Origin of the sequence: Pseudomonas gessardii, from assembly GCF_001983165.1 — a bacterium.
Classification (GTDB): domain Bacteria; phylum Pseudomonadota; class Gammaproteobacteria; order Pseudomonadales; family Pseudomonadaceae; genus Aquipseudomonas; species Aquipseudomonas gessardii.
The window spans coordinates 39,471-64,577 of sequence record NZ_MNPU01000009.1 but is presented as its reverse complement, the minus strand read 5'-3'; the positions used below and the strand labels follow the sequence as shown (position 1 = coordinate 64,577).

At 60.7% G+C, this 25,107-nt stretch carries 19 protein-coding genes and 1 tRNA gene; 3 read left to right on the top strand and 17 right to left on the bottom strand.

From position 1 onward, the window contains the following. From pqqF to rpsU, 9 genes are all read right to left on the bottom strand, one after another. On the bottom strand, positions 1-2,385 hold the full coding sequence (gene pqqF, locus BLL38_RS09055; RefSeq protein ID WP_076962249.1) for a pyrroloquinoline quinone biosynthesis protein PqqF: 2,385 nt from the start codon (positions 2,383-2,385) through the stop codon (positions 1-3). A 50-nt stretch (positions 2,386-2,435) separates the two neighbouring features. Beyond that, positions 2,436-3,230 carry a carbon-nitrogen hydrolase family protein gene (locus BLL38_RS09050; protein WP_076962248.1) on the bottom strand — a complete coding sequence of 265 codons (795 nt, stop codon included), beginning with the start codon at positions 3,228-3,230 and terminating at the stop codon, positions 2,436-2,438. Positions 3,231-3,241: 11 nt separating this feature from the next. Continuing rightward, positions 3,242-4,933, bottom strand: a complete 1,692-nt coding sequence (locus BLL38_RS09045; RefSeq protein WP_076962247.1) for a flavin monoamine oxidase family protein — start codon at positions 4,931-4,933, stop codon at positions 3,242-3,244. A gap of 146 nt (positions 4,934-5,079) precedes the next feature. Then, positions 5,080-5,541, bottom strand: a complete 462-nt coding sequence (locus BLL38_RS09040) for an Lrp/AsnC family transcriptional regulator (protein WP_076962246.1) — start codon at positions 5,539-5,541, stop codon at positions 5,080-5,082. 112 nt (positions 5,542-5,653) lie between these two features. Continuing rightward, positions 5,654-5,730, bottom strand: a tRNA-Ile gene (locus tag BLL38_RS09035). A gap of 15 nt (positions 5,731-5,745) precedes the next feature. Further along, the gene (locus BLL38_RS09030; RefSeq protein WP_076962245.1) at positions 5,746-9,489 is read right to left on the bottom strand and encodes an EAL domain-containing protein; all 3,744 of its coding nucleotides are present in this window, start codon (positions 9,487-9,489) and stop codon (positions 5,746-5,748) included. A 124-nt stretch (positions 9,490-9,613) separates the two neighbouring features. After that, positions 9,614-11,464, bottom strand: a complete 1,851-nt coding sequence (gene rpoD, locus BLL38_RS09025) for an RNA polymerase sigma factor RpoD (RefSeq protein ID WP_076962244.1) — start codon at positions 11,462-11,464, stop codon at positions 9,614-9,616. A 67-nt stretch (positions 11,465-11,531) separates the two neighbouring features. Further along, positions 11,532-13,502 (bottom strand): DNA primase, encoded by a 1,971-nt coding sequence (dnaG, locus tag BLL38_RS09020; RefSeq protein ID WP_076962243.1) that lies wholly within the window; start codon positions 13,500-13,502, stop codon positions 11,532-11,534. Between the two features lie 447 nt (positions 13,503-13,949). Continuing rightward, positions 13,950-14,165, bottom strand: coding sequence for a 30S ribosomal protein S21 (gene rpsU / locus BLL38_RS09015; RefSeq protein WP_002551877.1), 216 nt, complete (start codon positions 14,163-14,165; stop codon positions 13,950-13,952). A gap of 203 nt (positions 14,166-14,368) precedes the next feature. Here rpsU and tsaD point away from each other — a divergent pair, with 203 nt between their 5' ends. Next, positions 14,369-15,394: a tRNA (adenosine(37)-N6)-threonylcarbamoyltransferase complex transferase subunit TsaD gene (gene tsaD, locus BLL38_RS09010; RefSeq protein ID WP_076962242.1), complete on the top strand. Its 1,026-nt coding sequence runs from the start codon at positions 14,369-14,371 to the stop codon at positions 15,392-15,394. Between the two features lie 33 nt (positions 15,395-15,427). Here tsaD and plsY read toward each other — a convergent pair whose 3' ends face one another. After that, complete coding sequence (plsY, locus tag BLL38_RS09005; RefSeq protein WP_076962241.1) at positions 15,428-15,997, bottom strand: glycerol-3-phosphate 1-O-acyltransferase PlsY; 570 nt, start codon at positions 15,995-15,997, stop codon at positions 15,428-15,430. Between the two features lie 74 nt (positions 15,998-16,071). On the opposite strand from plsY, the gene folB reads away from it, so the two are divergent. After that, complete coding sequence (gene folB, locus BLL38_RS09000) at positions 16,072-16,425, top strand: dihydroneopterin aldolase (RefSeq protein WP_076962240.1); 354 nt, start codon at positions 16,072-16,074, stop codon at positions 16,423-16,425. Then, the gene (folK, locus tag BLL38_RS08995; RefSeq protein WP_076962239.1) at positions 16,416-16,928 is read left to right on the top strand and encodes a 2-amino-4-hydroxy-6-hydroxymethyldihydropteridine diphosphokinase; all 513 of its coding nucleotides are present in this window, start codon (positions 16,416-16,418) and stop codon (positions 16,926-16,928) included. The genes folB and folK overlap by 10 nt, the downstream gene beginning before the upstream one ends. 73 nt (positions 16,929-17,001) lie before the next feature. Here folK and BLL38_RS08990 read toward each other — a convergent pair whose 3' ends face one another. The 7 genes from BLL38_RS08990 to apaG form a co-directional block, all read right to left on the bottom strand. Then, positions 17,002-18,231 carry a multifunctional CCA addition/repair protein gene (locus tag BLL38_RS08990; protein WP_076962238.1) on the bottom strand — a complete coding sequence of 410 codons (1,230 nt, stop codon included), beginning with the start codon at positions 18,229-18,231 and terminating at the stop codon, positions 17,002-17,004. A gap of 63 nt (positions 18,232-18,294) precedes the next feature. Beyond that, on the bottom strand, positions 18,295-19,857 hold the full coding sequence (locus tag BLL38_RS08985; protein ID WP_038443818.1) for a SpoVR family protein: 1,563 nt from the start codon (positions 19,855-19,857) through the stop codon (positions 18,295-18,297). Beyond that, the gene (locus BLL38_RS08980) at positions 19,854-21,125 is read right to left on the bottom strand and encodes a YeaH/YhbH family protein (RefSeq protein ID WP_076962237.1); all 1,272 of its coding nucleotides are present in this window, start codon (positions 21,123-21,125) and stop codon (positions 19,854-19,856) included. Before BLL38_RS08980 ends, BLL38_RS08985 begins: the two co-directional genes overlap by 4 nt. 113 nt (positions 21,126-21,238) lie before the next feature. Continuing rightward, entirely contained in the window at positions 21,239-23,161 is a 1,923-nt protein-coding gene (locus BLL38_RS08975) for a PrkA family serine protein kinase (protein WP_076962236.1), read from the bottom strand. Between the two features lie 283 nt (positions 23,162-23,444). After that, positions 23,445-23,774 carry a thiosulfate sulfurtransferase GlpE gene (gene glpE, locus BLL38_RS08970; protein WP_076962235.1) on the bottom strand — a complete coding sequence of 110 codons (330 nt, stop codon included), beginning with the start codon at positions 23,772-23,774 and terminating at the stop codon, positions 23,445-23,447. Positions 23,775-23,806: 32 nt separating this feature from the next. Then, a complete protein-coding gene (locus BLL38_RS08965; protein WP_076962234.1) occupies positions 23,807-24,658 on the bottom strand; it encodes a symmetrical bis(5'-nucleosyl)-tetraphosphatase in 852 nt (283 codons plus the stop codon). Then, on the bottom strand, positions 24,658-25,038 hold the full coding sequence (gene apaG, locus BLL38_RS08960) for a Co2+/Mg2+ efflux protein ApaG (protein WP_076962233.1): 381 nt from the start codon (positions 25,036-25,038) through the stop codon (positions 24,658-24,660). The genes BLL38_RS08965 and apaG overlap by 1 nt, the downstream gene beginning before the upstream one ends. Positions 25,039-25,107 lie beyond the last annotated feature (69 nt).

Here is a 25,107-nt window from a genome sequence, read left to right as displayed (position 1 = left end):
TTACTGGAAAGCGCCCACTGCTGCGCCATTGGCCAGGCATTGCCAGCCGCCAGCGGCCTGGTTGAGGCGCTGCGCCGCATCGATCAGGTGCTGGCGTGTGCGGGTCTGGATCAACTGTTGCAGTGGCTCAAGATAGTCTGCGCCATGCCCGGCCAAGTGCGCCTGCCAGAGCAGTTCGGCGGCTTGGGAGGTGGGCAGTGTCTGTGGCGAAAACTGCTGGGCCAGGGGCGTGTTGCCCAGGTCTTCGCTGCCCTTGATCAAGGCGGGCAGTTGCTTGAGAAAGGCCTGGATAGGGTCGAGCAGCCCCGCAAGCGCCACATTGGGCGACTGCACGCCAAACAGCAGGCCGGTTTGCCCATTGAGTTGTCGGATACCGCTGAATACGGCGTAGCCCAGTTGTAACTCGACGCGTAGGCGCTGGTAAAACGGGGTCTGGGCCAGGTGTGCGAGCAATCGCCAGTCGGCCTCGTCGGCGAGGGACTGGCTCGGTGCCGGGCAAAACAGCAGCAAGGCGGCTTCGTTGCCGTCGGTTGCTACGGTTTGCCAGCGATGCTGGCCGTTGATGGGCTGGGTTTTATGTCCACTCTCGGCACATTGTCCGGGCAGACGTGCCGCCGCATTGTTGATCGCCATTTCGCACGCCGCCGGCAGGCCCATGCCCAGGCCTTGCCAGCGGGCGGTGGCCCAGAGATCGGGTGACGCGTTGACATCCGCGCTGCGCCCGGTGTCGGCCATGCAGGTTGGCAATGCCTTGAGCAACTCGCGAATGGCCATCTGTGGCGGCGGACTGCTGGGCGCCTGTTGCCAAAGGTCGGGTTGGGCCAGGTCGCGTGCCAGTTGCTCGACGATGGCGGGCATCGGTTCATGCAGCCCGCTCATTTTCAGCAGCCAGTCATTGCCTGCGGCTTCAAAGGATAATTCCACGCCGGCCTGACGGGCGTTGGTCCGCAGCGCTTGCAGGGGGTTGCCCAGGCAAGGCGCGGGCGAGTTCAGTTGCCAGCGTAGGTAAAGGGCGCCTTCGTCGCTATCGGCGGGCAAGGCTTGGCTGAACGACAGGCCTGGCAGTTCGCGCCGGCCACGGGAGCGATCCTGGGCAAAGGTCCGCAAGCCGCGATGGGCGCTGGTCTGGCCGCGAATCAGTCCGGGGCGCTGTTTCTGGGGGGCTTGTTGCAGGAATGGATTACCCGGCGGCAGTTGCCAGGCCTGTTGTGCGGGCGCCGATTGCAGCGTGTTCAGCAGGCTCTTGAGGGCTTGGCAATGCGGCTCGGACACCTGCGTTGCGAGGTTTTCACTGTCCTGGCGGGCCAGGGTCAAGGCGCCACTGATTTGCCGCTGGCGCTCGATCAGCAGGGCATACTCTTCGCGCAGCCCAGTCCAGTCGCTGTCGGCGAAAAAGCGCAACCAGTCATTTAAGAGCCCTTCGATTGCTTGGGGCTGCTGCGAACCCTGGGGTTGCAGGGTGAATCCGATATCCAGCAGCGCCTGCCCGGCGAACAGGTACAGCACCCTGGCGTGCAGCGCGCTTGCCCAGCCCCGTGCTTGCAACTCGGCGAGCAAACCACCGGGGGCCGTGGCATTCAGCCAGGTGCAGAGGAACTCCAGGGCTTCGCGGGGCGCGTTGCAGGCAATGAGGTGATGCAGTTGCTGCTTATGGAGGTATGGATAGCGATGGTTATCGTCGCCCATCAATGCCGGCGGTGCCTGCTGCGGGCGTCGCGGGCCTGCCCGCAGGCTATCGGCAAAGTGCTGGGCCAAGGCTTGCAGCTCTTGCAGCGACTGGGGGCCGGCAAGGCTCAAGGTCATTTGCCCGCTTTGATAGAAGTCCTGATAGAACCCTCGCAGCCCTTGTTGGAAGTTCTCCCGTGGCACCGGCAGGCTGTCACGATTGCCCGCATGAAACCCCCGCAACGGATGCCCGGCAGCGAGGCCTTGGAGGATCGCCACCTGATGCTGTGCCTCGGCATCCTGGGACCAGGCGATAAACTCTGCTTGTAACACCTCACGCTCGCGCAGTTGCTCGTCCATGGCCAGGCGCGGATGAGCAAGCATATCGCCCAGGCGCTGTAGCGCGTCGCCAAACACGGGGGTGGGCACTTCAAAGAAGAAGTCGGTGGTGCGTTCGCGCGTGCTGGCGTTGACCTGCCCACCGTGGCGCTGCACGTAGGCCATCAAACCGTCCGTTGCAGGAAAAGCCTCGGTGCCGAGAAACAGCAGGTGCTCAAGAAAATGTGCCAGCCCCGGCCAGGCCAACGGCGCGTCATGGCTGCCGGCCGCTACCCGCAAGGCCGCTGCACAGCGCTTGAGACGTGGGGCATGACGCAGGGAAACCCGCAGGCCATTGGCCAGGGTCAGTTGCAAATGATGAGGGTGGGCCGGCACAGGCATGAGCACTTCCAGAACGTAGGAAGTGCCTATGCTAGCGCAAAGCGCGCTGATCAGTGCTTATGCAGCGCTGCGTAAAGCTCGGGGCGCCGGTCTGCCAGGTAGTGATTGGCCGCTTGCGCGTTGTGTATCACCTGGCGGTCGAGGGTGGCGACGATCAGCGCCTCATCCAGCCCCGCCTGGGCAACGCGTTGGCCATTCGGCGCGGCGATGCTGCTTTGCCCGCAATACTGGATCTGGTCTTCATGCCCGCAATAGTTGGCGTAGGCCACATAACACTGGTTTTCAAAGGCCCGTGCCCGCACGGTGACATCGGCGACGAAGTCGAAGGGCACCATGTTGGCCGTCGGCACCAGGATCAGCTCGGCACCGGCCAGGGCCAGGCGCCGGGTGTTTTCCGGGAACTCCAGGTCGTAGCAGATAAGGAACCCCAGCTTCCAGCCGTTCAACTCGACGATGGGGAGCTCATCGCCGCCAGCGCTGAACATCGAGTGATCAAGGTCGCCGAACAGGTGCGTCTTGCGGTAGTTGCACAGGCGCTGGCCCCTGGCGTCGATCAGTTGCACGGCATTGTAGATCTGCCCATCTTCGGCCCGCTCCGGGTAGCCGTACAGAATTGCCAGGCCCGCGTTCTGAGCCAGTTCGGCAATGGTTTGTGCCGATTGCCCATCCTGCGCTTCGGCCAGCGCGCCCACGGCTTCAACACCGATGTTGTAGCCGGTGAGGAACATCTCCGGCAGCACCAGCACATCTGCGTCGGACGCTTCATGGGCGACGGTATGCAGGCGCTTGAGATTGCCGGCCACATCCAGCGGCAATGGCGGGCATTGGTACAGGGCGACACGCATGGCTTGGCTCCTTATTCGGCCAGGGCGATAGGGCCGATCTCATCGAACACATCCCCCGGCCCCGGGTTTTGCGGGTGGGTACTGCCACCGAAGTGGGTCATGATGCCCCAAACCGCGTTCAGCGAGGTCTGCACTGCGCCTTCGACCCAGGCTGGGGTCCAGGATACGTCGTCGCCAGCGATGAAAATCCCGCGCTGCTCGGCCGGCATATCCTTTTGCATAAAGTGCGCGTACATGCGCTGGTTATAGCGGTAGTGGCCCGGCAACGCGCCCTTGAATGCGCCGAGGAAGTGCGGGTCGGCCTCCCAGGAAACCGTGATCGGGTCGCCAATGATGCGCGCCTTGAGGTCGACTTTCGGGTAGATTTTTTTCAGCGCATCAAGGGCCAGCTTCACCCGTTTATCGATGGGCTGCGGCAGCATTTTCAGGGCGTCGCTCATCCACGAGTAAGACAGGCAAATGACCCCCGGCTTGTCGTCGCCGTTGTCGAACAGGTAGGTGCCGCGGGTCAGGCGGTCGGTGAGGGTCATGCTCATCAGGTCGCGGCCGGTTTCCGGGTCTTTGTCCTTCCAGAAAGGCCGGTCGACCATGACAAAGGTTTTCGACGACTGCATATAGCGCGTGCGGTCCAGGGCCATCCACATTTTTTGCGAGAACAGGCTTTCGTCGCATTCGATCTGGGTAGTCAGCAGCCAGCTCTGGCAGGTGGTCAGCACGGCGGCATATTCCCGGGTATCGCCGTAGTTGTCGGTGACCGCAAAACGCCCGTCGGCAGCATGGGCTATACGCTTGACCCCGGCCCGTGGCGCGCCATGGTGCAGGGAACTGAGGCTGGTGCCGGCAGGCCAATGGGCGCAACGCTCTGGCACATGGCGCCAGATACCCATGGGCACCTGGGCCACGCCACCGACTACCAGGTGCTGGTGGTCGTCGCAGTTGGTCATCACCACGCGGAAGATTTCCAGCATCGAGTTGGGGAAGTCCGAGTCCCAGCCACCGGTGCCGAAGCCCACCTGGCCGAACACTTCGCGGTGATGGAACGACAACTTGGCGAACGCCTTGGACGTGGCGACGAAGTCGTAGAACGTGCGGTCGTCCCACAGCGGCACCAGGGTATTCCACAGCGCCTTGAGGCGTGGCACATCGCGGTCGCGGATGGCCTGCTGGATATCGCTGAACTGCGAGCCGGCTTCCAGGGCATCGGCCCAGGCGTCAGCCACTTCCTGGAACAGTGCAGGAAGGTCGGCGAGTTTCTGTGCGTAATGGGTCTGGCCTTCCAGATCGATCACGGTACTGCCGGAGGCCGGCGTCAACGGGTTGGGGAAGGGCTTGGTCTCCAGGCCCAGCTTGTCCACATAGTGGTAGAACGCCGTCGACGACACCGGGAAGCGCATACCGCCCAGTTCGGCGATGATGCCTTCGGCCCCTTCAAAAGCCTGGGAGCGCAGGCGCCCGCCCATTTTCGAGGCCTCGTACACCACTGGCTTGAGGCCCAGCTTCATCAGCTCGTAGGCGGCCACCAGCCCGGCAATACCCGCCCCGACAATCGCCACTTCGGCCCCATGGCTGGCGGCAGGAATACTGCCCAGCCCGGCGGGGTGCTCGATCCAGTCATCGAAGGCGAACGGGAAATCCGGGCCAAAGATGGTGATGGGTTTTTTACCGTCTGCAGGGTGGCGATTGTTCTTGTGGGTGGCGTTCATGGCTGACCTTGCTGGCAACTGCACGGGGCACGACCCGTGAAGTATAGGAAAAGATGGCAGCCATTCTAGGGAGCGTAGCGCTCGTTAATAAGACGCAATGTGTCGTCGGATTGAATTGTTTTTAGTCGAAATGACGAAGTTAGTGGTCAGATTGGCTGGCCACGATCCAATTTGTTACTGAGGATGATCGAGGTGGTGGTCTTTTCTACCCCATCGACACTGCCAATCTGGTCCAGCAGTTGATCCAGTTGCTCCGGCGAATCGGTGCGCAGCCAGGCCACATAGTCAAACTCCCCACTGACCGCACACAACTGCTGGACCTGGGCCATGGCGCTGAGGCGACGCAGCACTTCCTTGCCAGAGCGCGGTTGCACCGTGATCCCCACATACGCCTGCAACCCGCCATCCACCACGCGCTGGCCAAGGCGCACGCCGTAGCCGGTAATCACCTGGGTCTTTTCCAGGCGCGCCAGGCGCGAGGTCACGGTGGTACGGGCAATCCCCAGTTGGCGAGCGAGCATGGCCACGCTTTCGCGGGCGTTGAGCTGCAAGGCGGCGATCAACTGGCGGTCGATTTCATCAAGGACGGGAGGGCGGGTGGCGGACAAGTTGGGCTCCGGCGCGGATGGCAGTGGGGGAGCATGTTACAGGCTCATGGCCAGTGGTGCCTGGGGTGACTGGCAGAAACGCAAAAGCCGCGCAGTGCGCGGCTTTCAGAGATGGTGGGCCCAGTAGGACTCGAACCTACGACCAAGGGATTATGAGTCCCCTGCTCTAACCAACTGAGCTATAGGCCCTCAGTAGGTCGCGGATTATAACGATGGTTTCTCCACTGTGCTATCCGAAAAATCCGAATGGGTCATGTGAAGGAAGGTCGCGGCGAAGATGTCGGGAGGCAGGGGCAGGCTGACGATGTAGCCTTGCATTTGTTCGCAGCCTTCGTCGGCGAGGAAGGCTTGCTGGGCGGGGGTTTCCACGCCTTCGGCGATGATGGTGAATTGCATGCTGTGGCCCAGGGCAATGATGGCGCGCACGATGGCGGCGTCGTGGGGGTCGTCTGGCAGGCCGCGGACGAAGGACTGGTCGATTTTCAGGAAGTCCAGGGGCAGGCGCTTGAGGTAGCTCAAGGAGGAATAGCCGGTGCCGAAGTCGTCGATGGCCAGTTGTACGCCCAGGCGCTTGAGTTTATGCAGCACTTCCAGGGCTTCTTCGGCCTGGCTCATGATGAAGTTCTCGGTGATCTCCAGTTGCAGGCAATTGGGTTGCAGGCGGTTGTCGCGCAGCAGTTGCTCGATGCGCCCCAGCAGGTTGGGGTGGCGCAGTTGGGCGCCGGCGAGGTTGACGGAGAGCGGGCCAAAGTCGTCGTAGGACTTGCGCCACTGATGCAGTTGCCGACAAGCCTGTTCCAGGACCCAGTCGCCGATTTGCAGGATCATGCCGTTCTCTTCGGCCAGGGCGATGAAGTGTTCGGGAGGCACGTCGCCAAAGGTGGGATGGCGCCAGCGCAGCAGGGCTTCGGCACCGATCAGTTGTTGGGTCTCCAGGCTCCACTTGGGCTGGTAATACAGAAACAATTCTTCGCGTTCCATGGCCCGGCGCAGTTCGTGTTCGAGGGCGACGCGCTCGTTGGCCTGGGCGGTCAGGTCCTGGGTGTAGCGTTCGACCCGGTTGCGGCCCTTGGCCTTGGAGCGGTACATGGCGGCATCGGCGTTTTTGACCAGGGTGGCGACGTCGATGCCATCCTGTGGGTAGAAGCTGGTGCCGATGCTGGCGCTGATAAAGAACTCGTGTTCGCCAGCCTGGAAGGGCAGGGTGAAGCAGGCCAGCAGTTTATTGGCCAGGTGCTGGGCGTCGCTGGCTTGTTGCAGGCCGGGCAGCAGGATGATGAATTCGTCACCGCCCAGGCGCGCCACGGTGTCGATATCGCGCAGTTGTTCCTTGAGGCGCAAGGCGATGTCTTTGAGCAGCAGGTCGCCAATCGGGTGGCCGAGGCTGTCGTTGATGTGTTTGAAGCGGTCGAGGTCGAGAAACAGCACTGCGCCCTGGCTGCCGGTTTCCTGTTGGGTGTTGAGGGCGGTCTGCAGGCGGTTTTCAAACAGGGTGCGGTTGGGCAGGCCGGTGAGCGGGTCGTGGTGCGCCTGGTAGTCGAGCCGTGCCTGGGCGTGCTTGAGGCTGGAGATGTCGGCAAATACCGCCACGAAGTGGGTGATGGACTGCTCGTGGTTGCGCACGGCGCTGATGGTCAGCCAGCTGGGATATAGCTCGCCGTTCTTGCGCCGGTTGGATATCTCGCCTTGCCAGTGGCCGTTGGCGGTCAGTTGATGCCACATGGCTGCGTAGAATGCGCTGTCGTGCATGCCGGAAGCCAGCAGGCGCGGGGTATGGCCCAGGGCTTCGGCTTCGCTGTAGCCGGTGATTTCGCTGAAGGCGCGATTGACCGCGCTGATGTTCTGCCGGGTATCGGTGATCAAGACGCCTTCGGCAGTGCTCTCGAAAACCGTCGCGGCCTGTTGCAGTTTTTCCTGCATCAACTGGCGCTCGGTAATGTCGCGAGCGATGGTCAGCATGCAGTCGTCATCCCCGATGGGCAGTGGGCGACTGGACACTTCGCACAGGCGGATCTGCCCGTCACTGCGGCGGATATGGCAGACGAAATCACGCACCAGGCCGTCGCGCTGCAGCAGGTCGAGCATGTGCTTGCGTTCATTCAAGTCCACCCAGATCCCCAGGTCCAGGGTCGATTGGTCCAGGGACATCGCACTGTTGAAACCGGTGATGCGGCTAAAGCCTTCGTTGACCTCCAGCAGCAGGCCATCGTGCTGGCGAGTCAGCAATAAGCCGTCGGGCGAGGCGTGGAAGGCTTTGGCGAATTTCTCTTCGGAGGTTTGCAGCCGTTGCTGGGTTTCTTTGAGCTGGGTGATATCCCGTACCACGACCACTAGCGCTTCGATGGTATCGAGCTGGAAGGGTTCGGCAGAAATCAGCCCGATAAACGCCTGGCCGTTACTGCGCAGGAACGGCATCTCCAGGTTGCGGATGCTGCTGCTCTGCACGCGCTTGAGCAGGTTGGGGCCCACTCCCGGGATGCCCCAGATGTTCAGCTCGGTGGCGGTCTTGCCGATGACGTCTACGGCGCTCAGGCCAATCTGGTCCTCGAAGGCTTTGTTGACCTCCAGCAGGCAGCCATCGGACAGGCGGGCGATCACCAATATGTCCGGGCATTGCTGGAACACCGAGGCAAACTTCTCTTGCGAAAGCTGCAGCGCTTCCTCGGTGCGCTTGGCTTCGCTGATATCGATCATCAGGCCACGCATGACGGGCTCATGCCCATGTTTGATCAGGCTGACAATGTCCCTGACCCACAGGCAACGGCCGTCGGCAGTGATCACCCGGTAATCGATGCTGTGATCACGGTGGGCGTGGGTTTCCTGCTGGCAGAAGGTATCGGCGCGGGTCAGGTCGGCGGGGTGGATGATGTTGCGCCAGAAACCGGGGATCAGCCAGTGAGCACGGGGGTAGCCCAGGAGTTCCTCGGCATGGGGTGACACATAGCTGTAGGTGAAGTCGCTGATGTCCGCTTCCCAGGCGATGGCGGACAGGCTTTCCACCAGTCCCCGGTAGTGGTATTCGCTGCTGCGCAGTTCTTGTTCGAGGGCCACCCGGCGGGAAATTTCCGAACTGAGCCGGCGGTTGATCCGAATGACGATGGCCAGCACGGTACTCAACAGCAGTACGGCAGGCAGGCCGTAGAGCAGCAAGTCGCTCCAGAAGGTCCGGTGATCGATGACATTGCCGACCCAGCGCTCCTGGATCTCGTCAACTTCGCTGAGGCTGAGGTCGGCGAGAACTTTATCCAGGATGCCAATCAGCATTTTGTTTTCTTGGGGCGCGGCCATTGCCAGTTGGTAGCGATAAGGCGTTTCGCCACTGACATATAAGCCGTCGAGCTTGAGTTGGCGCAGGCTCCAGACACTGGAGGCCAGGTCCCCGACAACGGCGTCCACCTCATCGGTGGCCAGGGCCTGCAAGGTCGAGCTGACGTTGGGCAGTGCTACCAGGTTCAGGTCGGGATGGTGGGTACGCAGCAGCTCGTGGGGCGCGTAGTTCTCCACCACGGCGATCTTCAGCCCATACAAGTCCTTGAGGGCGCGGGGCTGGGCACCGCCTTCGTGGGCGAGAATGACGATGGGAAAGTCGAGGTAAGGCCGGGAAAATGCCAGGAAACCCTGGCGCTCCGGGGTGGACATGATGCCCGGCAACAGGTCGAGCTGGTTGTTCTTGGCCTGCTCCAGAAGCGCGCTCCAGTTGGCGGGCTCGATCAATTTGATCTTGATGCCCAGACGTTCCTGGATCAGTCGTACATAGTCAGCGGCCAGGCCCTGGTAGCGGCCTTCTTCATCACGATACTCAAACGGCGGCCATGACGCATCAACGCCAAGGCGCAACTCAGGGTGGGCCGCCAACCAGCCATGCTCTTCATCTGTGAGAGTCAACGCGCCAGCCGTTGCGGTCCAGGTCAGCAGCGACAGCAGTAGCACGGCCGGCAGTCTGGGCATAACGGTCTCGTTATGGCACGGGGAATGTTTCGAGTGTAGACGGGCATTGCGAGGGGGAGTGAAGCGGGGAGGATTTAATCTGCACAAAGCAAAACCCCCAGGCCAGGGCCTGGGGGTTTTGTGATCACTCGTCGAGGAAGGAGCGCAAATGCTCGCTTCTCGTCGGGTGGCGCAACTTGCGCAGCGCCTTGGCTTCGATCTGGCGGATCCGCTCGCGGGTCACGTCAAACTGCTTACCGACTTCCTCAAGGGTGTGGTCGGTATTCATATCGATGCCGAAGCGCATGCGCAGTACCTTGGCTTCACGGGCAGTGAGGCCGGACAGTACGTCGCGCGTCGCTTCCTTGAGGCTCTCAACGGTGGCGACATCGATTGGCGACTGCATGGTCGAGTCTTCGATGAAGTCACCCAGGTGGGAGTCTTCGTCATCACCGATCGGGGTTTCCATGGAGATCGGCTCTTTAGCGATCTTCAATACCTTGCGGATTTTATCCTCAGGCATTTCCATGCGTTCGCCCAGCTCTTCCGGGGTCGGTTCACGACCCATTTCCTGCAACATCTGTCGGGAAATACGGTTGAGCTTGTTGATGGTCTCGATCATGTGCACCGGAATACGGATGGTGCGGGCCTGGTCGGCGATCGAGCGAGTGATCGCCTGACGGATCCACCAGGTGGCATAGGTCGAGAACTTGTAGCCGCGACGGTATTCAAACTTGTCCACAGCCTTCATCAAGCCGATGTTGCCTTCCTGGATCAGGTCGAGGAATTGCAGGCCACGGTTGGTGTACTTCTTGGCGATGGAGATCACCAGACGCAAGTTCGCTTCAACCATCTCTTTCTTCGCGCGGCGGGCCTTGGCCTCGCCGATCGACATGCGACGGTTGATGTCCTTGATCTCGGCAATCGTCAGACCGGTTTCGGTCTGCAATGCAGTCAGCTTCTGCTGGCAACGAACGATGTCGGCCTGGAAGCGACCAATGGCTTCAGCGTATTTGCTTTTGCCCTTGGCCAGTGCGTCGGTCCAGCTTTCGTCGACTTCATTGCCCGGGAACTGGCGCAGAAAGTCGGCACGCGGCATGCGCGCATCACGGACACAGAGCTGCATGATCGCCCGCTCTTGTGCACGCAGACGCTCAAGGGCGCTACGAACCCGCTCAACCAGGCCCTCGAATTGCTTCGGTACCAGTTTGATCGGCATGAACAGCTCGGCCAGGGCCAGCAGTTCGGCGGTTGCCTGCTTGCTACCACGACCGTGCTTCTTCAGGGCCTTGCGCGCCAGTTCCATCTGATCGGAGACCGCGCCAAAGCGCTGGGCTGCGATGATCGGATCCGGGCCGCTTTCGACTTCTTCTTCGTCGTCGGTGCTGGCTTCAGCCTCGTCGTCGTCGGTTTCGTCGTCCGCTTTCACGGCTTTCGGGTCGACAGGCGGCGGAATTTCGGCAGCCGGCGGCGTAATGCCGTCGTCCGGGTCGATATAACCGCTCAGGACGTCGGACAGGCGGCCACCTTCGGTGGTCACGCGGGTGTACTCGGAGAGAATGTGGTCAACCGTGCCTGGGAAGTGCGCGATCGCGCCCATCACTTCACGGATGCCCTCTTCGATACGCTTGGCGATTTCGATTTCGCCTTCCCGTGTCAGTAGCTCTACCGTACCCATTTCGCGCATATACATGCGCACAGGGTCAGTCGTGCGACCGATGTCGGTCTCCACCGCTGCCAGCGCGGCAGCTGCTTCTTCAGCGGCTGCCTCGTCGGTATCGGAGTCGGCCAACATAAGGGCGTCCGCATCCGGAGCACTCTCGTGTACGGGGATCCCCATGTCATTGATCATGCGGATGATGTCTTCCACCTGCTCTGGATCTGAAATATCTTCAGGCAGGTGGTCATTGACCTCTGCGTAAGTCAGATACTTCTGCTCACGACCAAGGAGGATCAAATCTTTGATACGAGACTGCTGTTGCGCTTTTCCGGACATAACACCCTATCCACTGAAGGTCTTGGCGGGCAAAAAACAAGCCGAGGATTATACCCGAGCTATGACCTCACACGCCAGCTGAGGTCGGGTTTGATGCGGAAACATTCTGTTTTAAGAGGTCGCGCATCTGTTTTGCTATCTGAATTTGCTCTTCAGCCGACAATCCCGGCTGCCTTGCTCTCTTGATGAGCTCATCGAGGGTCTGCGTATGTTGACCCGCAGATAACCTTGTAATGGTGTCTAAAAACTGTTGTTCAAGGTTGTCGCCGTCAATTAACCATTCCTTTTCTGCGAGTGCTTTCAAAAGACGCCCTTGCTCGGTGCCATGCCAGCGGGCCATCAACTGGATTGAGTTTAGCTTAGGATTTTTCTGCACGGCCTCGATCAGGGCAATCAGCACCTGGGCATAGGTATTGCTCTCATTGGCAAAATGTTCGGCGCTTTCCACCCGGCCCGCCAATTGCGGGTGGTGGATCAGGGTGCGCAGGGCAATCAGCGTCGGGGCCTCTACGGCCACCGGCGTGCGCGGGGCGTAGGCCTCGTCGCGGTCGCCACGCTTGCCGTTTTTGCTCCAGGGCTTTTTGTCCCATTTCTTGCCGCCGGCACCGGGTTTCTTCGGTGTCCAGTCCTGTTGAGGCACAAAGGCTTCTTGAGGCTGGTGAAAGTCGGCGTAGTCCGGCATGGCGTCGTAGTCAAAGCCCGGGTCGTAGGCCGGTGGTGCCTCCTGGGGCGCGCTATGCACCAGCTGGCTGACCGCCTCGCCGCTCAGGCCGGTGATTTCCAGCAGGCGCTGGCGCATCAGGGCCTTGAGGTTGGCGCCGGGCACCTTGTCGATCAGCGGTGCTGCGAGGGTGGCCATGTGGGCCTTGCCTTCGAGGGAGCGCGGGTCGGCCTCTTCGGTCAATTGCTGGAAAAAGTAATCGGCCAGCGGTTGTGCGTGCTGGTGGATACGTGCGCGAAACGCATCGGTGCCTTCGGAGCGCACCAGGGTGTCCGGGTCTTCGCCTTCGGGCAGGAACAGGAAGCGCGCGCGGCGCCCATCCTGCAGGCTCGACAGGGTGGCTTCGAGGGCACGCCAGGCGGCATTGCGGCCGGCCTGGTCGCCGTCGAAGCAGAACAGCACGCTGGGCACCACGCGAAACAGGCGCTTCATGTGTTCTTCGCTGGTAGCGGTGCCGAGGGTCGCCACGGCATTGCGCAGGCCTTGCTGGGCCAGGGCGATGACGTCCATATAGCCTTCGACCACGATGATTTCATCGAGGTTGCGGTTATTCTTGCGCGCTTCAAACAGGCCGTAGAGTTCCTGGCCCTTGTGAAACACCGGGGTTTCCGGGGAGTTCAGGTATTTGGGTTTGTCGTCACCCAGTACCCGGCCGCCAAAGGCGATGATGCGGCCACGGCTGTCGCGGATCGGGAACATCACCCGGTCGCGGAAACGGTCATAGCGCTTGCCGGTCTCGGCGTTTTCCACCAGCAGGCCGGCGTCGATCATGGCTTTTTGCTGCAGGGTGTCGCTGCTCAGGTGTTTGTACAGGTTGTCCCAGCCTGGCGGGGCGAAGCCCAGGCCGAAGTCGCGGGCGATTTCCCCGGTCAGGCCACGGCCCTTGAGGTAGTCCACGGCGGCCTTGCGTTGCGGATGGCTTTTCAGGGCCTGGCGATAGAACTCGGCGGCGGCGGTGAGCAGCGGGTACAGCGGCGAGTCGGTGGGTTGGCGCGGTTTGTGCGGTCGACCACTTTCTTCGCGGGGGATTTCCATGCCGGCGGCTTTGGCCAGTTCCTCGACGGCCTGGGGGAAGTCCAGGTTGTCGTGGTCCATGATAAAGCCCAGGGCATTGCCGCCCGCGCCGCAGCCGAAGCAGTAGTAGAACTGCTTGTCAGGGCTGACGCTGAACGATGGGGTCTTTTCTTTGTGGAACGGGCAGCAGGCGGTGTAGTTCTTGCCGGCCTTTTTCATTTGCACGCGCGAGCTGACAACATCGACGATGTCGGTGCGGTTCAGAAGGTCGTCAATAAAGCTCTGGGGAATTAGCCCGGCCATGGCGTTCTCGTCATCACTGCGTGTAAATGAGGGCCCGTGACGCACTCAAGGCGCCCGATAGCGGCGGCTTGATCATCGATTGTCTGTTTGGGCTGTCAGGAAGTGTATCTGTCGAGCATTCACTGACGTTAGTTCCAATCAGTCTTCGACGTGTTTGAAAGTGTTGCCCTGGAGTCCGGTCACGGCCAATGGCGGCCTCGGAAGCTCATCATGGGGCACAGTCGACCTATTGATCGCCTGCCTGGAAAATAAGTGTGCTCGTCAGTAGCCTTGATAGGCTCGTCAGAAGAGACGTGCACCGCTGGCAAAAGAGCCAGTCCTGACGTGTGAAGCTTTGTCTCGGTCGCATGGGCGGCGTCGACGGTGAAGCATCAAGCGATATCCGCAAATGCCAACAGCCCGGCTGAGGGCCGGGCTTGGCAGAAGCTTGCTACGAACGTCTGTGTATTAGTACAGACGAACGGCGCGGCGCTGTTCGCGCTGAACTTTCTTGGCGTGACGCTTAACAGCGGCTGCTGCCTTACGCTTACGCTCAGAAGTTGGCTTCTCATAAAATTCGCGGCTACGAACTTCAGCCAGAACACCGGCTTTTTCGCAGGAGCGCTTGAAACGACGCAGAGCTACGTCGAAGGGTTCGTTCTCTTTTACTTTGACGGCTGGCATCCAGAGCTACCTTCTTTCATTACCGGGAATCAACGTTCTCGTCGCAAAAAATTCGCGGCTGAGGTCGTCGGTTTTTAAGGGTTGCGGATGTTAACCCCTCATTGCCCGGAATGCAAAGCCTCTGATCGAAAACCGCTAGTCGGGAAGGGAAGTGGCGACTATTATGCGCGCCTTCAAATTCAGCCTCTACAAGGCGCAAACCCATGTTAGTACTGGGCTTAGAAACCTCCTGCGACGAGACCGGCGTCGCGCTTTACGACAGTGAACGCGGGCTTTTGGCCGATGCACTGTTCAGTCAGATCGACTTGCATCGGGCCTATGGCGGCGTGGTGCCGGAGCTCGCCAGCCGTGATCACGTCAAACGCATGTTGCCATTGATTCGCCAGGTGCTGGACGAGGCCGATTGCGTTGCCACCGAGATCGATGCCATCGCCTACACCGCCGGCCCAGGATTGGTCGGGGCCCTGCTGGTTGGGGCTTCCTGTGCCCAGGCGCTGGCATTTGCCTGGGGCATTCCAGCCCTTGGCGTGCACCATATGGAAGGCCATTTACTGGCACCGATGCTGGAAGAAAACCCGCCTGGGTTCCCGTTCGTCGCTTTGTTGGTTTCGGGAGGCCATACGCAGCTGGTTCAGGTCGACGGAATCGGTCAGTACACGCTTTTGGGCGAAACCCTGGACGATGCTGCCGGTGAAGCGTTCGACAAGACCGCCAAGATGATGGACCTCAATTATCCCGGCGGCCCGGAAATCGCGCGCCTTGCCGAAAAAGGCGTGCCCGGGCGCTATACCTTCCCGCGTCCGATGTGCGATCGCCCTGGCCTGATGTTCAGCTTCAGCGGCCTGAAAACCTTTGCCTTGAACACCTGGCAGCAAAGCGTCAGTGCCGGGGACGACGGCGAGCAAGCCCGTTGCGACATCTCTCTGGCGTTCCAGCAGGCGGTGGTGGAGACTTTGACCATCAAGTGCAAGCGCGCCTTGAAGCAGGCCGGCATGAAGCGCCTGGTCATCGCTGGAGGCGTCAGTGCGAACAAGGCGTTGCGCCTGTCACTGGAAAAGATGCTCGGCGACCTCAAGGGCGAGGTGTTCTACGCGCGCCCCGAGTTCTGCACCGATAACGGCGCGATGATTGCCTTCGCCGGCTGCCAGCGCTTGCAGGCTGGCCAGCATGAGAGCCTGGCCATCAGCGTGCAGGCGCGCTGGCCGATGGAGCAGTTGCCGCCGTTGTGAGCGACGAACATGAGCCGGGTTCAGCGGGCGTATTTAAAAATGCCGTTCGCGCCCGGCAAACAGGTCGCGTAAATTGCCGCGATGGCGCCATACAATCAGCAGGGTGAGTACGCTCATCGGCAGCAGGGCCGCAGGCTCCTGCCAGGCCAGCAATGGCAGGGTCAGGGGGGTGGCGATCAAAGCCGCGAGGGAGCTGGTGCGGGTCAGGTAGAACGTCAGCAGCCAGGCGAGCACCGCCAGCAGCGCCGCCGGTGGATAGATCCCCAGCAGCATGCCGGCCGCCGTCGCGACGCCCTTGCCACCGCGAAAGCGAAAGTACAGCGGGAACAGATGGCCGAGCACGGCACACACGCCGATCCAGGCCTGTTGTTGCAGGGAAAGGCCGGCGAGGTCGGCGATCAGTACGGGTAAAAGGCCTTTGCAGACGTCGCCAAGCAGCGTGAGTACGGCGAGTTTCTTGCCGGCCAGGCGCAACATATTGGTGGCGCCGGCATTGCCTGAGCCACCCATGCGCGGGTCGGGACTTCCCGTCAGGCGGCTGAGCAAGATGGCAAAGGACAGCGAGCCGAGCAGGTAGGCGAGGGTCGCCAGTAACCAAGACATGCTAACTATTCCGGGCGAGGACGCCTTGATTCTAACGGGGCATTGCGCCCTTGTCGTGCTGTGGAGAAGAGTGCTTGGACAGAGTGTTTATCGAAGGCCTGGAAGTCGACACCGTGATCGGGGCCTACGACTGGGAGCGAGGTATCCGTCAATGCCTGCGCCTGGACCTGAGTTTCGCCTGGGATAATCGCCCGGCCGCAGCCGGTGATGACCTGACCCTGGCCCTCGATTACGCCAGTGTTTCCACGCGCATCCAGGCCTTTGCCGCGCAGGCGCAATTCCAACTGGTGGAAACGTTCGCCGAACGCCTGGCGCAGGTCTTGATGGAAGAATTCCAGATCCCCTGGCTGCGCCTCAAGTTGACCAAGCCCGGTGCCGTCCCGGCTGCCAAGGGCGTGGGCGTGGAGATCGAGCGCGGATGTCGCTAACTCAGGTTTACCTTGGCCTTGGCAGCAATATCGAGCGCGAGCCCCATTTGCATGCGGGTCTTGAGGCGTTGGATGGCTTTTTGACCGATATGCGCTGTTCCGCCGTATTTGAAAGTCAGCCGGTGGGGATCAAGAGCGGGCCGTTCTTCAACCTGGTGGTCTCGGCGTACACCGATTTGCCGTTGATGGAGCTGGATCGCCGCTTGAAATCCATCGAGGCCGACAATGGCCGTTATGCGCCAGATCGCAAGGGCCTGCCCCTGGATATCGATGTGTTGCTGTATGGCGACCTGACGGGTAATTTCGATGGGCTGGTGTTGCCACGCGCAGAAATCCTGAAGAACGCCTTTGTGCTGTGGCCGCTGTCGTTGATGGCGCCCGAGCGCGTGCATCCCGAAGTGGGCAAGACGTTTGCCGCGTTGTGGCGCGACGCGCAGATCGATCAGGTGCTGGCCCCGGTTGCCTTCAAATGGCGCGACCAGCAGCTCACCCCGGACCTGTAGGCGTCGGCTTGCCGGCGATGGCGCCCGCTGGCTTGCGGTGATACTCCTGACGCCATCGCGGGCAAGCCCGCTCCTACACTGAATGCTGTTCTTTGTAGGCTTTCAGGGCGTTGAGCCGTTCGCGCTTGAGGGCTTCGCCCAGTTGCGGGCCCTTGAAGCCTTTCTCCAGCAGTGGCGCCACTGCAACGCCTCGTGCCACCTGTGCGGCACCCCGTAAATAATCCGCCTGTGGATAACTTCGCTGCTCAAGGCCCTTGCGGCCTCGCGCGTCCATTTCGCAGGCGACGACAAACTCTTCAAAGCGCTGTGGCCGGCGGAATACGTCAAAACTCTGCAGCAACTCCAGCAGGGTCGAGGCTTTCAGCTCCAGTGCCCGATGGCCATGGGTGTGATACTCGCCGACCAGTAGCGCCAGTTCCTGGCAGTCTTTTGGCACTTTGAAGCGTTCATTGATCGCCCTGATCAGCTTCAGGCCCCGCTGTTCGTGAGCGATATGCCTGGGTAACTTATCCACAGGGGTCAGGCCCTTGCCCAGGTCATGCAGCAGGCAGGCCCAGCGCACGGTCAGGGGTTGGGCGTGCAGGGCGGCCTGCTCCAGCACGCTCAGGGTATGGATGCCGGTATCGATCTCGGGATGGTGGGCTTCGGGTTGGGGTACACCGAACAGCGCATCCACTTCCGGCAGCAGGGTTTTCAGGGCATGGCAGTCGCGCAGTACCTGGATAAATACCTGCGGCTGATCTTCCATCAGGGCCCGGGAAATTTCCTTCCAACTGCGTTCCGGCGTCAGGGCTTCCAGTTCGCCGGAGTCACTGAGCTGGCGCATCAACTCCAGGGTTTCGGGGGCGATAGTAAAACCGAGGCTGGCATAACGTGCGGCAAACCGTGCAACCCGCAGTACACGCAGGGGATCTTCGGCGAACGCCGGGGAAACGTGGCGCAGCACCCGGGCTTGCAGGTCGCGTTGGCCGTTGTACGGATCGGTCAGGTTGCCGTCGTCGTCTTCGGCCATGGCGTTGATGGTCAGGTCGCGACGGATCAGGTCTTGTTCGAGGGTGACGTCAGGGCTGGCATGAAACACAAAGCCGCCATAGCCCCGGCCGCTTTTGCGTTCGGTACGGGCGAGGGCGTACTCCTCGTTGTTGTCTGGGTCCAGGAACACCGGAAAGTCAGAACCCACGGGCCGATAGCCCCTGGCGAGCATTTCTTCGGTGGTGGCCCCGACGACGACCCGGTCGATATCGGTCACGGGAATGCCCAGCAAGCGATCACGTACCGCTCCACCGACTGTGTAGATTTGCATGAAAAAGCCTCCATTAGCCCTACAGGATAACGCCTGCGCCAGGCCAATGGAGGCATTGCTGCGTCAAAGGTGAACCACGGCCAGGTCCAGGCGGCCGTAATCGTTGTCGTTGTGTTCGTTGCGCGGCGGAACATGGTGGGTCTTCATCACTTGGTCGCCTTGCAGGGTCTCCAGGTGGATATCGAAGCCCCATAGCCGGTGCAGGTGCTTGAGCACTTCGTCCGTGGACTCTCCCAGGGGTTTGCGGTCATGTTGCTGGTGGCGCAGGGTCAGGGAGCGATCCCCGCGCATATCGATGCTGTAGATCTGCACGTTGGGCTCGCGGTTGCCCAGGTTGTATTGGGCCGCCAGGGTTTCGCGGATGGTGCGGTAACCGGCTTCGTCGTGGATCGCGGGCACCAGCAGGTCGTCCTTGAGGTCGTCGTCCATAATGCTGAACAGCTTGAGATCGCGAATCACCTGGGGCGACAGGTACTGCAGGATAAAGCTCTCGTCCTTGAAGCTGCTCATGGCGAACTTGATGGTCGATAGCCAGTCGCTGCCGGCGATCTCCGGGAACCAGCGGCGATCCTCTTCGGTGGGGTGTTCGCACATGCGCCGGATATCCCGATACATGGCAAAGCCCAGGGCATAGGGGTTGATGCCGCTGTAGTAGGGGCTGTCGAAGCCTGGCTGGAAGACCACGCTGGTATGGGAGGTGAGGAACTCCATCATGAAGCCGTCGGTCACCAGGCCTTCGTCGTAGAGGTCGTTCATCAGGGTGTAGTGCCAGAACGTGGCCCAGCCCTCGTTCATCACCTGGGTCTGGCGTTGTGGGTAGAAGTACTGGGCGATCTTGCGCACGATCCGCACGATTTCCCGCTGCCAGGGCTCCAGCAGCGGCGCGTGTTTTTCCAGGAAATACAGGATGTTTTCCTGGGGTTCGACGGGGAAGCGTGCATTGTCCTTGTCGCTGTTCTTGTCGGCGCGTTTGGGGATGGTGCGCCACAGGTCGTTGATCTGCTTTTGCAAATGCTCTTCACGGTCCTTCTGCCGTAGCCGTTCTTCCTCGGCAGAAATGGGGTAGGGGCGTTTGTAGCGGTCCACGCCGTAGTTCATCAAGGCATGGCAGGAATCCAGCAGGTCTTCCACGGCGTCGATCCCGTGGCGCTCTTCGCATTGCATGATGTACTGCTTGGCGAACACCAGGTAATCGATGATCGAACTGGCGTCGGTCCAGGTGCGGAACAGGTAGTTGCCCTTGAAAAAGCTGTTGTGGCCATAGCACGCATGGGCCACCACCAGTGCCTGCATGCAGATGGTGTTTTCTTCCATCAGGTAGGCAATGCACGGGTCGGAGTTGATCACGATTTCATAGGCCAGCCCCATCTGGCCGCGGGTGTAGGACTTTTCGGTGCTGAGGAAGTGCTTGCCATAGGACCAATGGTGATAGCCCAGGGGCATGCCCACCGAGGCGTACGCGTCCATCATTTGCTCGGCGGTGATCACTTCGATCTGGTTGGGATAGGTATCCAGGGCATAACCGGCCGCAATGCGGCTGATTTCCCGGTCATAGGCCTGGATCAGTTCAAAAGTCCATTCGGACCCTGTGGAAATGGGTTGGCGCTTATGCTCTTTGGCGGTCATGTCACTAACCTGCGCTGGAAGAGTTCACGGAAGACCGGATAGATATCGCCGGCCGAGACCAGTTGTTGCTGGGCGAAGGTGTCGGCAAAGGCTTCACCGATGCGCTCGTATTCAAACCACAGGGCCTGGTGCTCGCGGGGGGTAATCTCCACATAAGTGTAGTACTGCACGAACGGCATGATCTGGTTGATCAGGATGTCGCGGCAGACGGGCGAGTCGTCGTTCCAGTTGTCGCCGTCGGAGGCCTGGGCGGCGTAGATGTTCCATTCGTTGGCTGGGTAGCGTTCAGCCATGATTTCCTGCATCAGCTTCAGCGCGCTGGACACGATAGTGCCGCCAGTCTCCCGCGAATAGAAAAACTCTTCTTCGTCGACCTCGCGGGCACTGGTGTGATGGCGAATGAAGACGACGTCGATCTTGTCGTAGTTCCGCTTGAGAAACAGGTACAGCAGGATAAAGAAGCGCTTGGCGATGTCCTTGGTCGCCTGGGTCATGGAGCCGGAAACGTCCATCAGGCAGAACATCACGGCCTTGGAGCTGGGGTTGGGTTGCTTGACCAGCAGGTTGTATTTCAAATCGAAGGTGTCGAGGAACGGCACGCGGTGAATACGTGCGCTGAGTTTCTCGATTTCCGTTTCGATTTCCTGGATATCGCCGAAGTTGTCTGGCTCTTCGCGCTTCAAACGCGCCAGTTCTTCCTTGGCCTCCCTGAGTTTGGCGCGGCTGCTGCCTGAGAGGGCAATCCGTCGCGCGTGGGCCGAACGCAGGGTGCGGATGATGTTGATCCGTGAGGGGTTGCCCTCGTTGCTGATGCCGGCGCGGACGGTCTTGAAGGTGTCGGTGCCGGTCAGGTTGCGTTTGACTAGGTTGGGCAGTTCCAGGTCCTCGAACATGAATTCGAGAAACTCCTCCTGGGTGATCTGGAATACGAACTCGTCCATGCCTTCGCCGGAGTTGCCGGCCTTGCCTGGGCCTTTGCCGCCGCCACCGCCTTGAGGACGCTGGATGTGTTCGCCGGAGGTGAATTCCTTGTTTCCCGGATGAACCACGGTCTGTTTGCCGCCACGGCCGTGATGCAGTACCGGTTCGTCGATATCCCGGCCGGGAATGCTGATCTGCTCGCCGTGCTCCATATCGGTAATGGAGCGGCGACTCACCGCCTCTTCGACGGCTTTTTTGATGTGGTCACGGTAGCGCCGCAGGAAACGCTGGCGGTTTACCGTGCTCTTGTTCTTGCCATTGAGGCGTCGGTCGATCACATAGCTCATAGGGAGCCCTCCGGGCAGCTTCACGTTACAAGCTTCAAGCCGCGAGCTGGAAGCTTAGAGACAAGCGGTCAGCTGCCAGGCCAGGGGCCCGGCAGCATGCGCTTGTCGCTGCCTTACTGCGATTTGCGAACCCGCAGGTACCACTCGGAGAGCAGGCGCACCTGTTTGTCGGTGTAGCCGCGCTCGACCATTCGTGTCACGAAGTCGTTGTGTTTTTGCTGGTCCTCCTTGCTGGCCTTGGCGTTGAAGCTGATGACCGGCAGCAGATCCTCGGTGTTGGAGAACATTTTCTTCTCGATGACCACCCGCAGCTTCTCGTAACTGAGCCAGGTAGGGTTCTTGCCGTTGTTGTTGGCCCGGGCGCGCAGTACGAAGTTGACGATTTCGTTGCGGAAATCCTTCGGATTGCTGATGCCGGCCGGTTTTTCGATCTTTTCCAGCTCTTCGTTGAGGGCTACGCGGTTGAGGATCTCGCCGGTCTCCGGGTCACGGTATTCCTGGTCCTGGATCCAGAAGTCGGCGTACAGCACATAGCGGTCGAAGATGTTCTGGCCGTATTCGCTGTAGGACTCCAGGTAAGCGGTCTGGATTTCCTTGCCGATGAACTCGATATAGCGTGGCGCCAGGTACTCCTTGAGGAAGCGCAGGTAGCGCTCGCGGGTTTCAGCCTGGAATTGTTCCTGTTCGATCTGCTGCTCCAGCACATAGAGCAGGTGCACCGGGTTGGCGGCGATCTCATGGGGGTCGAAGTTGAAGACCTTGGACAGGATTTTGAAGGCGAAGCGGGTCGACAGGCCGTTCATGCCCTCATCGACGCCCGCCGTGTCGCGGTATTCCTGGATCGACTTGGCCTTGGGATCGGTGTCCTTGAGGTTCTCCCCGTCATAAACGCGCATTTTCGAGTAGATATTCGAGTTTTCCGGTTCCTTGAGGCGCGACAGCACGGTGAACTGGGCGAGCATCTTCAGGGTGTCTGGCGCGCAATGGGCCTTGGCCAGGGAGCTGTTGAACAGCAGCTTGTCGTAAATCTTGATTTCATCGCTGACCCGCAGGCAGTACGGCACCTTGACGATATAGATCCGGTCGATGAAGGCTTCGTTGTTCTTGTTGTTGCGGAAGGTGTGCCACTCCGATTCGTTGGAGTGGGCCAGCAAGATGCCGGTGAACGGAATCGCCCCCAGGCCTTCGGTGCTGTTGTAGTTGCCTTCCTGGGTCGCGGTGAGCAGTGGGTGCAGCACCTTGATCGGCGCCTTGAACATCTCCACGAACTCCATCAGGCCCTGGTTGGCCCGGCACAGTGCGCCCGAGTAGCTGTAGGCGTCAGCGTCGTTCTGCGGGAACTCCTCCAGTTTGCGGATATCGACCTTGCCCACCAGCGCCGAAATATCCTGGTTGTTCTCATCCCCCGGTTCGGTCTTGGCCACGCCGATCTGGTTGAGGATCGACGGATAGAGTTTCACCACCCGGAACTGGCTGATATCGCCGCCAAACTCGGCCAGGCGCTTGGTGGCCCAGGGCGACATGATGGTGTTGAGATAGCGCCGTGGGATGCCGAAGTCCTCTTCGAGGATCGCGCCGTCTTCGGTGGCGTTGAACAGGCCAAGAGGCGACTCGAACACCGGAGAGCCCTTGATCGCGTAGAACGGCACCTTTTCAATCAGTTGCTTGAGTTTTTCGGCCAGGGAAGATTTACCGCCGCCCACGGGGCCGAGCAGGTAAAGGATCTGTTTCTTCTCTTCCAGGCCCTGGGCGGCATGGCGGAAGTAGGAGACGATCTGGTCGATGCATTCTTCCATGCCATGGAAGTCTTCAAAGGCCGGGTAGCGGCGGATCACCTTGTTGGAGAAGATTCGCGACAACCGCGAGTTGTTGGCGGTGTCTACCAGTTCCGGCTCGCCAATCGCCAGTAGCAGGCGCTCGGCGGCAGATGCGTAGGTGCTGCGGTCCTTTTTGCACAGCTCAAGATACTCTTGCAGCGTGAGCTCTTCTTGCTGTGTGGACTCGAAGCGTTGTTGGAAGTGGCTAAAAATACTCATGACGTCGTCACCTCGCTCGATACCTGGAGCCGACGCTGGATCAATCAGTCGATGCTGGCAGCCATTGGCGTTTGCCGTGGCCATTTCCCCCCAGAACACCCTGAAACGCTACCGATGACCCGCACGCCGGTGTACCGGCTCTCCCCTGTTTTGGATGGCCTGCGCTTAATGATAGTTGGGAATCCGGGAGGTCAAGGCGAGATGCCCAATTAGTTTGGGCGCGCCGTTCGTCAGAAACGGCGCGAGCCCAAGCGTCACGCGGGGTAGCGGGGTTTGAAAAAAATTATTGCGAATCGCCGCTAACCATTTCCGCAGGATACGTCGTACGCCACAGCTCAAAGCCGCCGTCCAGGCTGTAGACATCGGAGAAGCCCTGGCTGACCAGATAAGCCGCCGCACTCTGGCTGGAGTTGCCGTGATAGCAGGCCACGATCACGGGGGCGTCGAGGTTGGCGGCGCGGATGAAATCGGCAATGTTGTGGTTGTCCAGGTGCCGTGCGCCGGTGATGTGGTTCAGCGCGTAGGCCTGGGGATCACGGATATCCACCACCACGGCGCCTTGCTCACGCAGGGCCTGGGCTTGTTCGGGAGGGATACGTTTGAATTCGCTCATGGCGGGCTCCTTGGGCGGGCGGCAAGCGGCGTCTAGCGCTTGGCGGCAGCTGGTAGTGTAACGGGAAGGGGGGATTGGCACTGGCAGCTCAGGCGCTCGCCGGTGTCGATGTTCATCAGGGTCATGGCCCCGCCCCACACGCAACCGGTGTCGAGGGCAAATACGCCGGGTTCGTCGCAGTGCCCTTCAAGGGCGGCCCAGTGACCGAAGATGATCTTCGTGTCGCGGGTCTTGCGTTCTGGGTGGGCGAACCAGGGTTTGTAGCCGGGCAGGGCGGTTTCGGCGCCTTCCTTGCTCTTGAGGTCGAGTTTGCCTTCGGCGGTGCAGAAACGCATGCGCGTGAAGTAGTTGGTGATGACCCGCAGGCGGGCGGCGCCTGTCAGGTCGTTATCCCACTTCAGCGGTTCATTGCCGTACATGCCGTCCAGATAGGTGGCGAACAGGGTGTCATCGGCCAGGGCGGCTTCGACCTCGGCGGCACATTTAAGGGCTTTTTTCAGGGTCCATTGCGGTGAGATGCCGGCATGCACCAGGGCGGTATTACGGCTCTCATCGTAATGCACGAGCTTTTGCCGGCGCAGCCAGTCGAGCAACTCGGCGCGATCCGGGGCCTCGAGGACTTCCCGCAGGGTGTCGCCCTTTTTCAGGCGCTCGATATTATTGCCTGCCGCCAACAGGTGCAGGTCGTGGTTGCCCAGCACGCAGACCAGGGAATCGCGCAGGCGATACAGGTAGCGCAGGGTTTCCAGGGATTGCGGGCCGCGGTTGACCAGGTCGCCCACCAGCCACAGGCGATCCCTGGCCGGGTCGAAAGCTACCCGGTCAAGCAGGCGTTTGAGCGGCTCCAGGCAGCCTTGCAGGTCGCCGACAGCATAGGTTGCCATCAGTGCAGGGCTCCGGGCACCGCCAGGCGGAAGGGGGCAATGATGGCGTCGAAGTGCTTGCCGTCTTCGGCCAGCATCTGGTAGCTGCCTTGCATCGTGCCGACCTTGGAGGTCATCACGGTGCCACTGCTGTAGGTGTGGCTGGCGCCGCTGTCGATCAGAGGCTGTTGGCCGATGACACCGGCCCCGCGCACTTCCTCGACATGGCCGTCGCCGTCGGTGATGACCCAGTGCCGCGACAGGAGCTTGGCGGGCACCTGGCCATTGTTCTTCACCGTGACGGTGTAGGCAAAGGCAAAGCGATTCTGTTCGGGTTGCGATTGTTCCGCCAGGAAGCGGGTGACGACGCTGACGTCGATCTGATAGCGAGGATCGGACATGCAAGAGGCCTTAAGAGCAAAAGCGGAGGACAGCAGATGCGGCTCAGTCTAGGCCATGAGGTGGGCACT

What these genes read in the sequence shown, in the direction of transcription:
- BLL38_RS08980 (WP_076962237.1), bottom strand. Translation starts at nt 21,125, where the DNA reads ATGAGCTATGTGATCGACCGACGCCTCAATGGCAAGAACAAGAGCACG.
- rpsU (WP_002551877.1), bottom strand. Translation starts at nt 14,165, where the DNA reads ATGCCAGCCGTCAAAGTAAAAGAGAACGAACCCTTCGACGTAGCTCTG.
- BLL38_RS08965 (WP_076962234.1), bottom strand. Translation starts at nt 24,658, where the DNA reads ATGGCAACCTATGCTGTCGGCGACCTGCAAGGCTGCCTGGAGCCGCTC.
- BLL38_RS09050 (WP_076962248.1), bottom strand. Translation starts at nt 3,230, where the DNA reads ATGCGTGTCGCCCTGTACCAATGCCCGCCATTGCCGCTGGATGTGGCC.
- BLL38_RS09030 (WP_076962245.1), bottom strand. Translation starts at nt 9,489, where the DNA reads ATGCCCAGACTGCCGGCCGTGCTACTGCTGTCGCTGCTGACCTGGACC.
- BLL38_RS08985 (WP_038443818.1), bottom strand. Translation starts at nt 19,857, where the DNA reads ATGACCGCCAAAGAGCATAAGCGCCAACCCATTTCCACAGGGTCCGAA.
- plsY (WP_076962241.1), bottom strand. Translation starts at nt 15,997, where the DNA reads ATGTCTTGGTTACTGGCGACCCTCGCCTACCTGCTCGGCTCGCTGTCC.
- BLL38_RS08975 (WP_076962236.1), bottom strand. Translation starts at nt 23,161, where the DNA reads ATGAGTATTTTTAGCCACTTCCAACAACGCTTCGAGTCCACACAGCAA.
- BLL38_RS09045 (WP_076962247.1), bottom strand. Translation starts at nt 4,933, where the DNA reads ATGAACGCCACCCACAAGAACAATCGCCACCCTGCAGACGGTAAAAAA.
- BLL38_RS08990 (WP_076962238.1), bottom strand. Translation starts at nt 18,231, where the DNA reads ATGCAAATCTACACAGTCGGTGGAGCGGTACGTGATCGCTTGCTGGGC.
- folK (WP_076962239.1), top strand. Translation starts at nt 16,416, where the DNA reads ATGTCGCTAACTCAGGTTTACCTTGGCCTTGGCAGCAATATCGAGCGC.
- apaG (WP_076962233.1), bottom strand. Translation starts at nt 25,038, where the DNA reads ATGTCCGATCCTCGCTATCAGATCGACGTCAGCGTCGTCACCCGCTTC.
- glpE (WP_076962235.1), bottom strand. Translation starts at nt 23,774, where the DNA reads ATGAGCGAATTCAAACGTATCCCTCCCGAACAAGCCCAGGCCCTGCGT.
- rpoD (WP_076962244.1), bottom strand. Translation starts at nt 11,464, where the DNA reads ATGTCCGGAAAAGCGCAACAGCAGTCTCGTATCAAAGATTTGATCCTC.
- pqqF (WP_076962249.1), bottom strand. Translation starts at nt 2,385, where the DNA reads ATGCCTGTGCCGGCCCACCCTCATCATTTGCAACTGACCCTGGCCAAT.
- dnaG (WP_076962243.1), bottom strand. Translation starts at nt 13,502, where the DNA reads ATGGCCGGGCTAATTCCCCAGAGCTTTATTGACGACCTTCTGAACCGC.
- tsaD (WP_076962242.1), top strand. Translation starts at nt 14,369, where the DNA reads ATGTTAGTACTGGGCTTAGAAACCTCCTGCGACGAGACCGGCGTCGCG.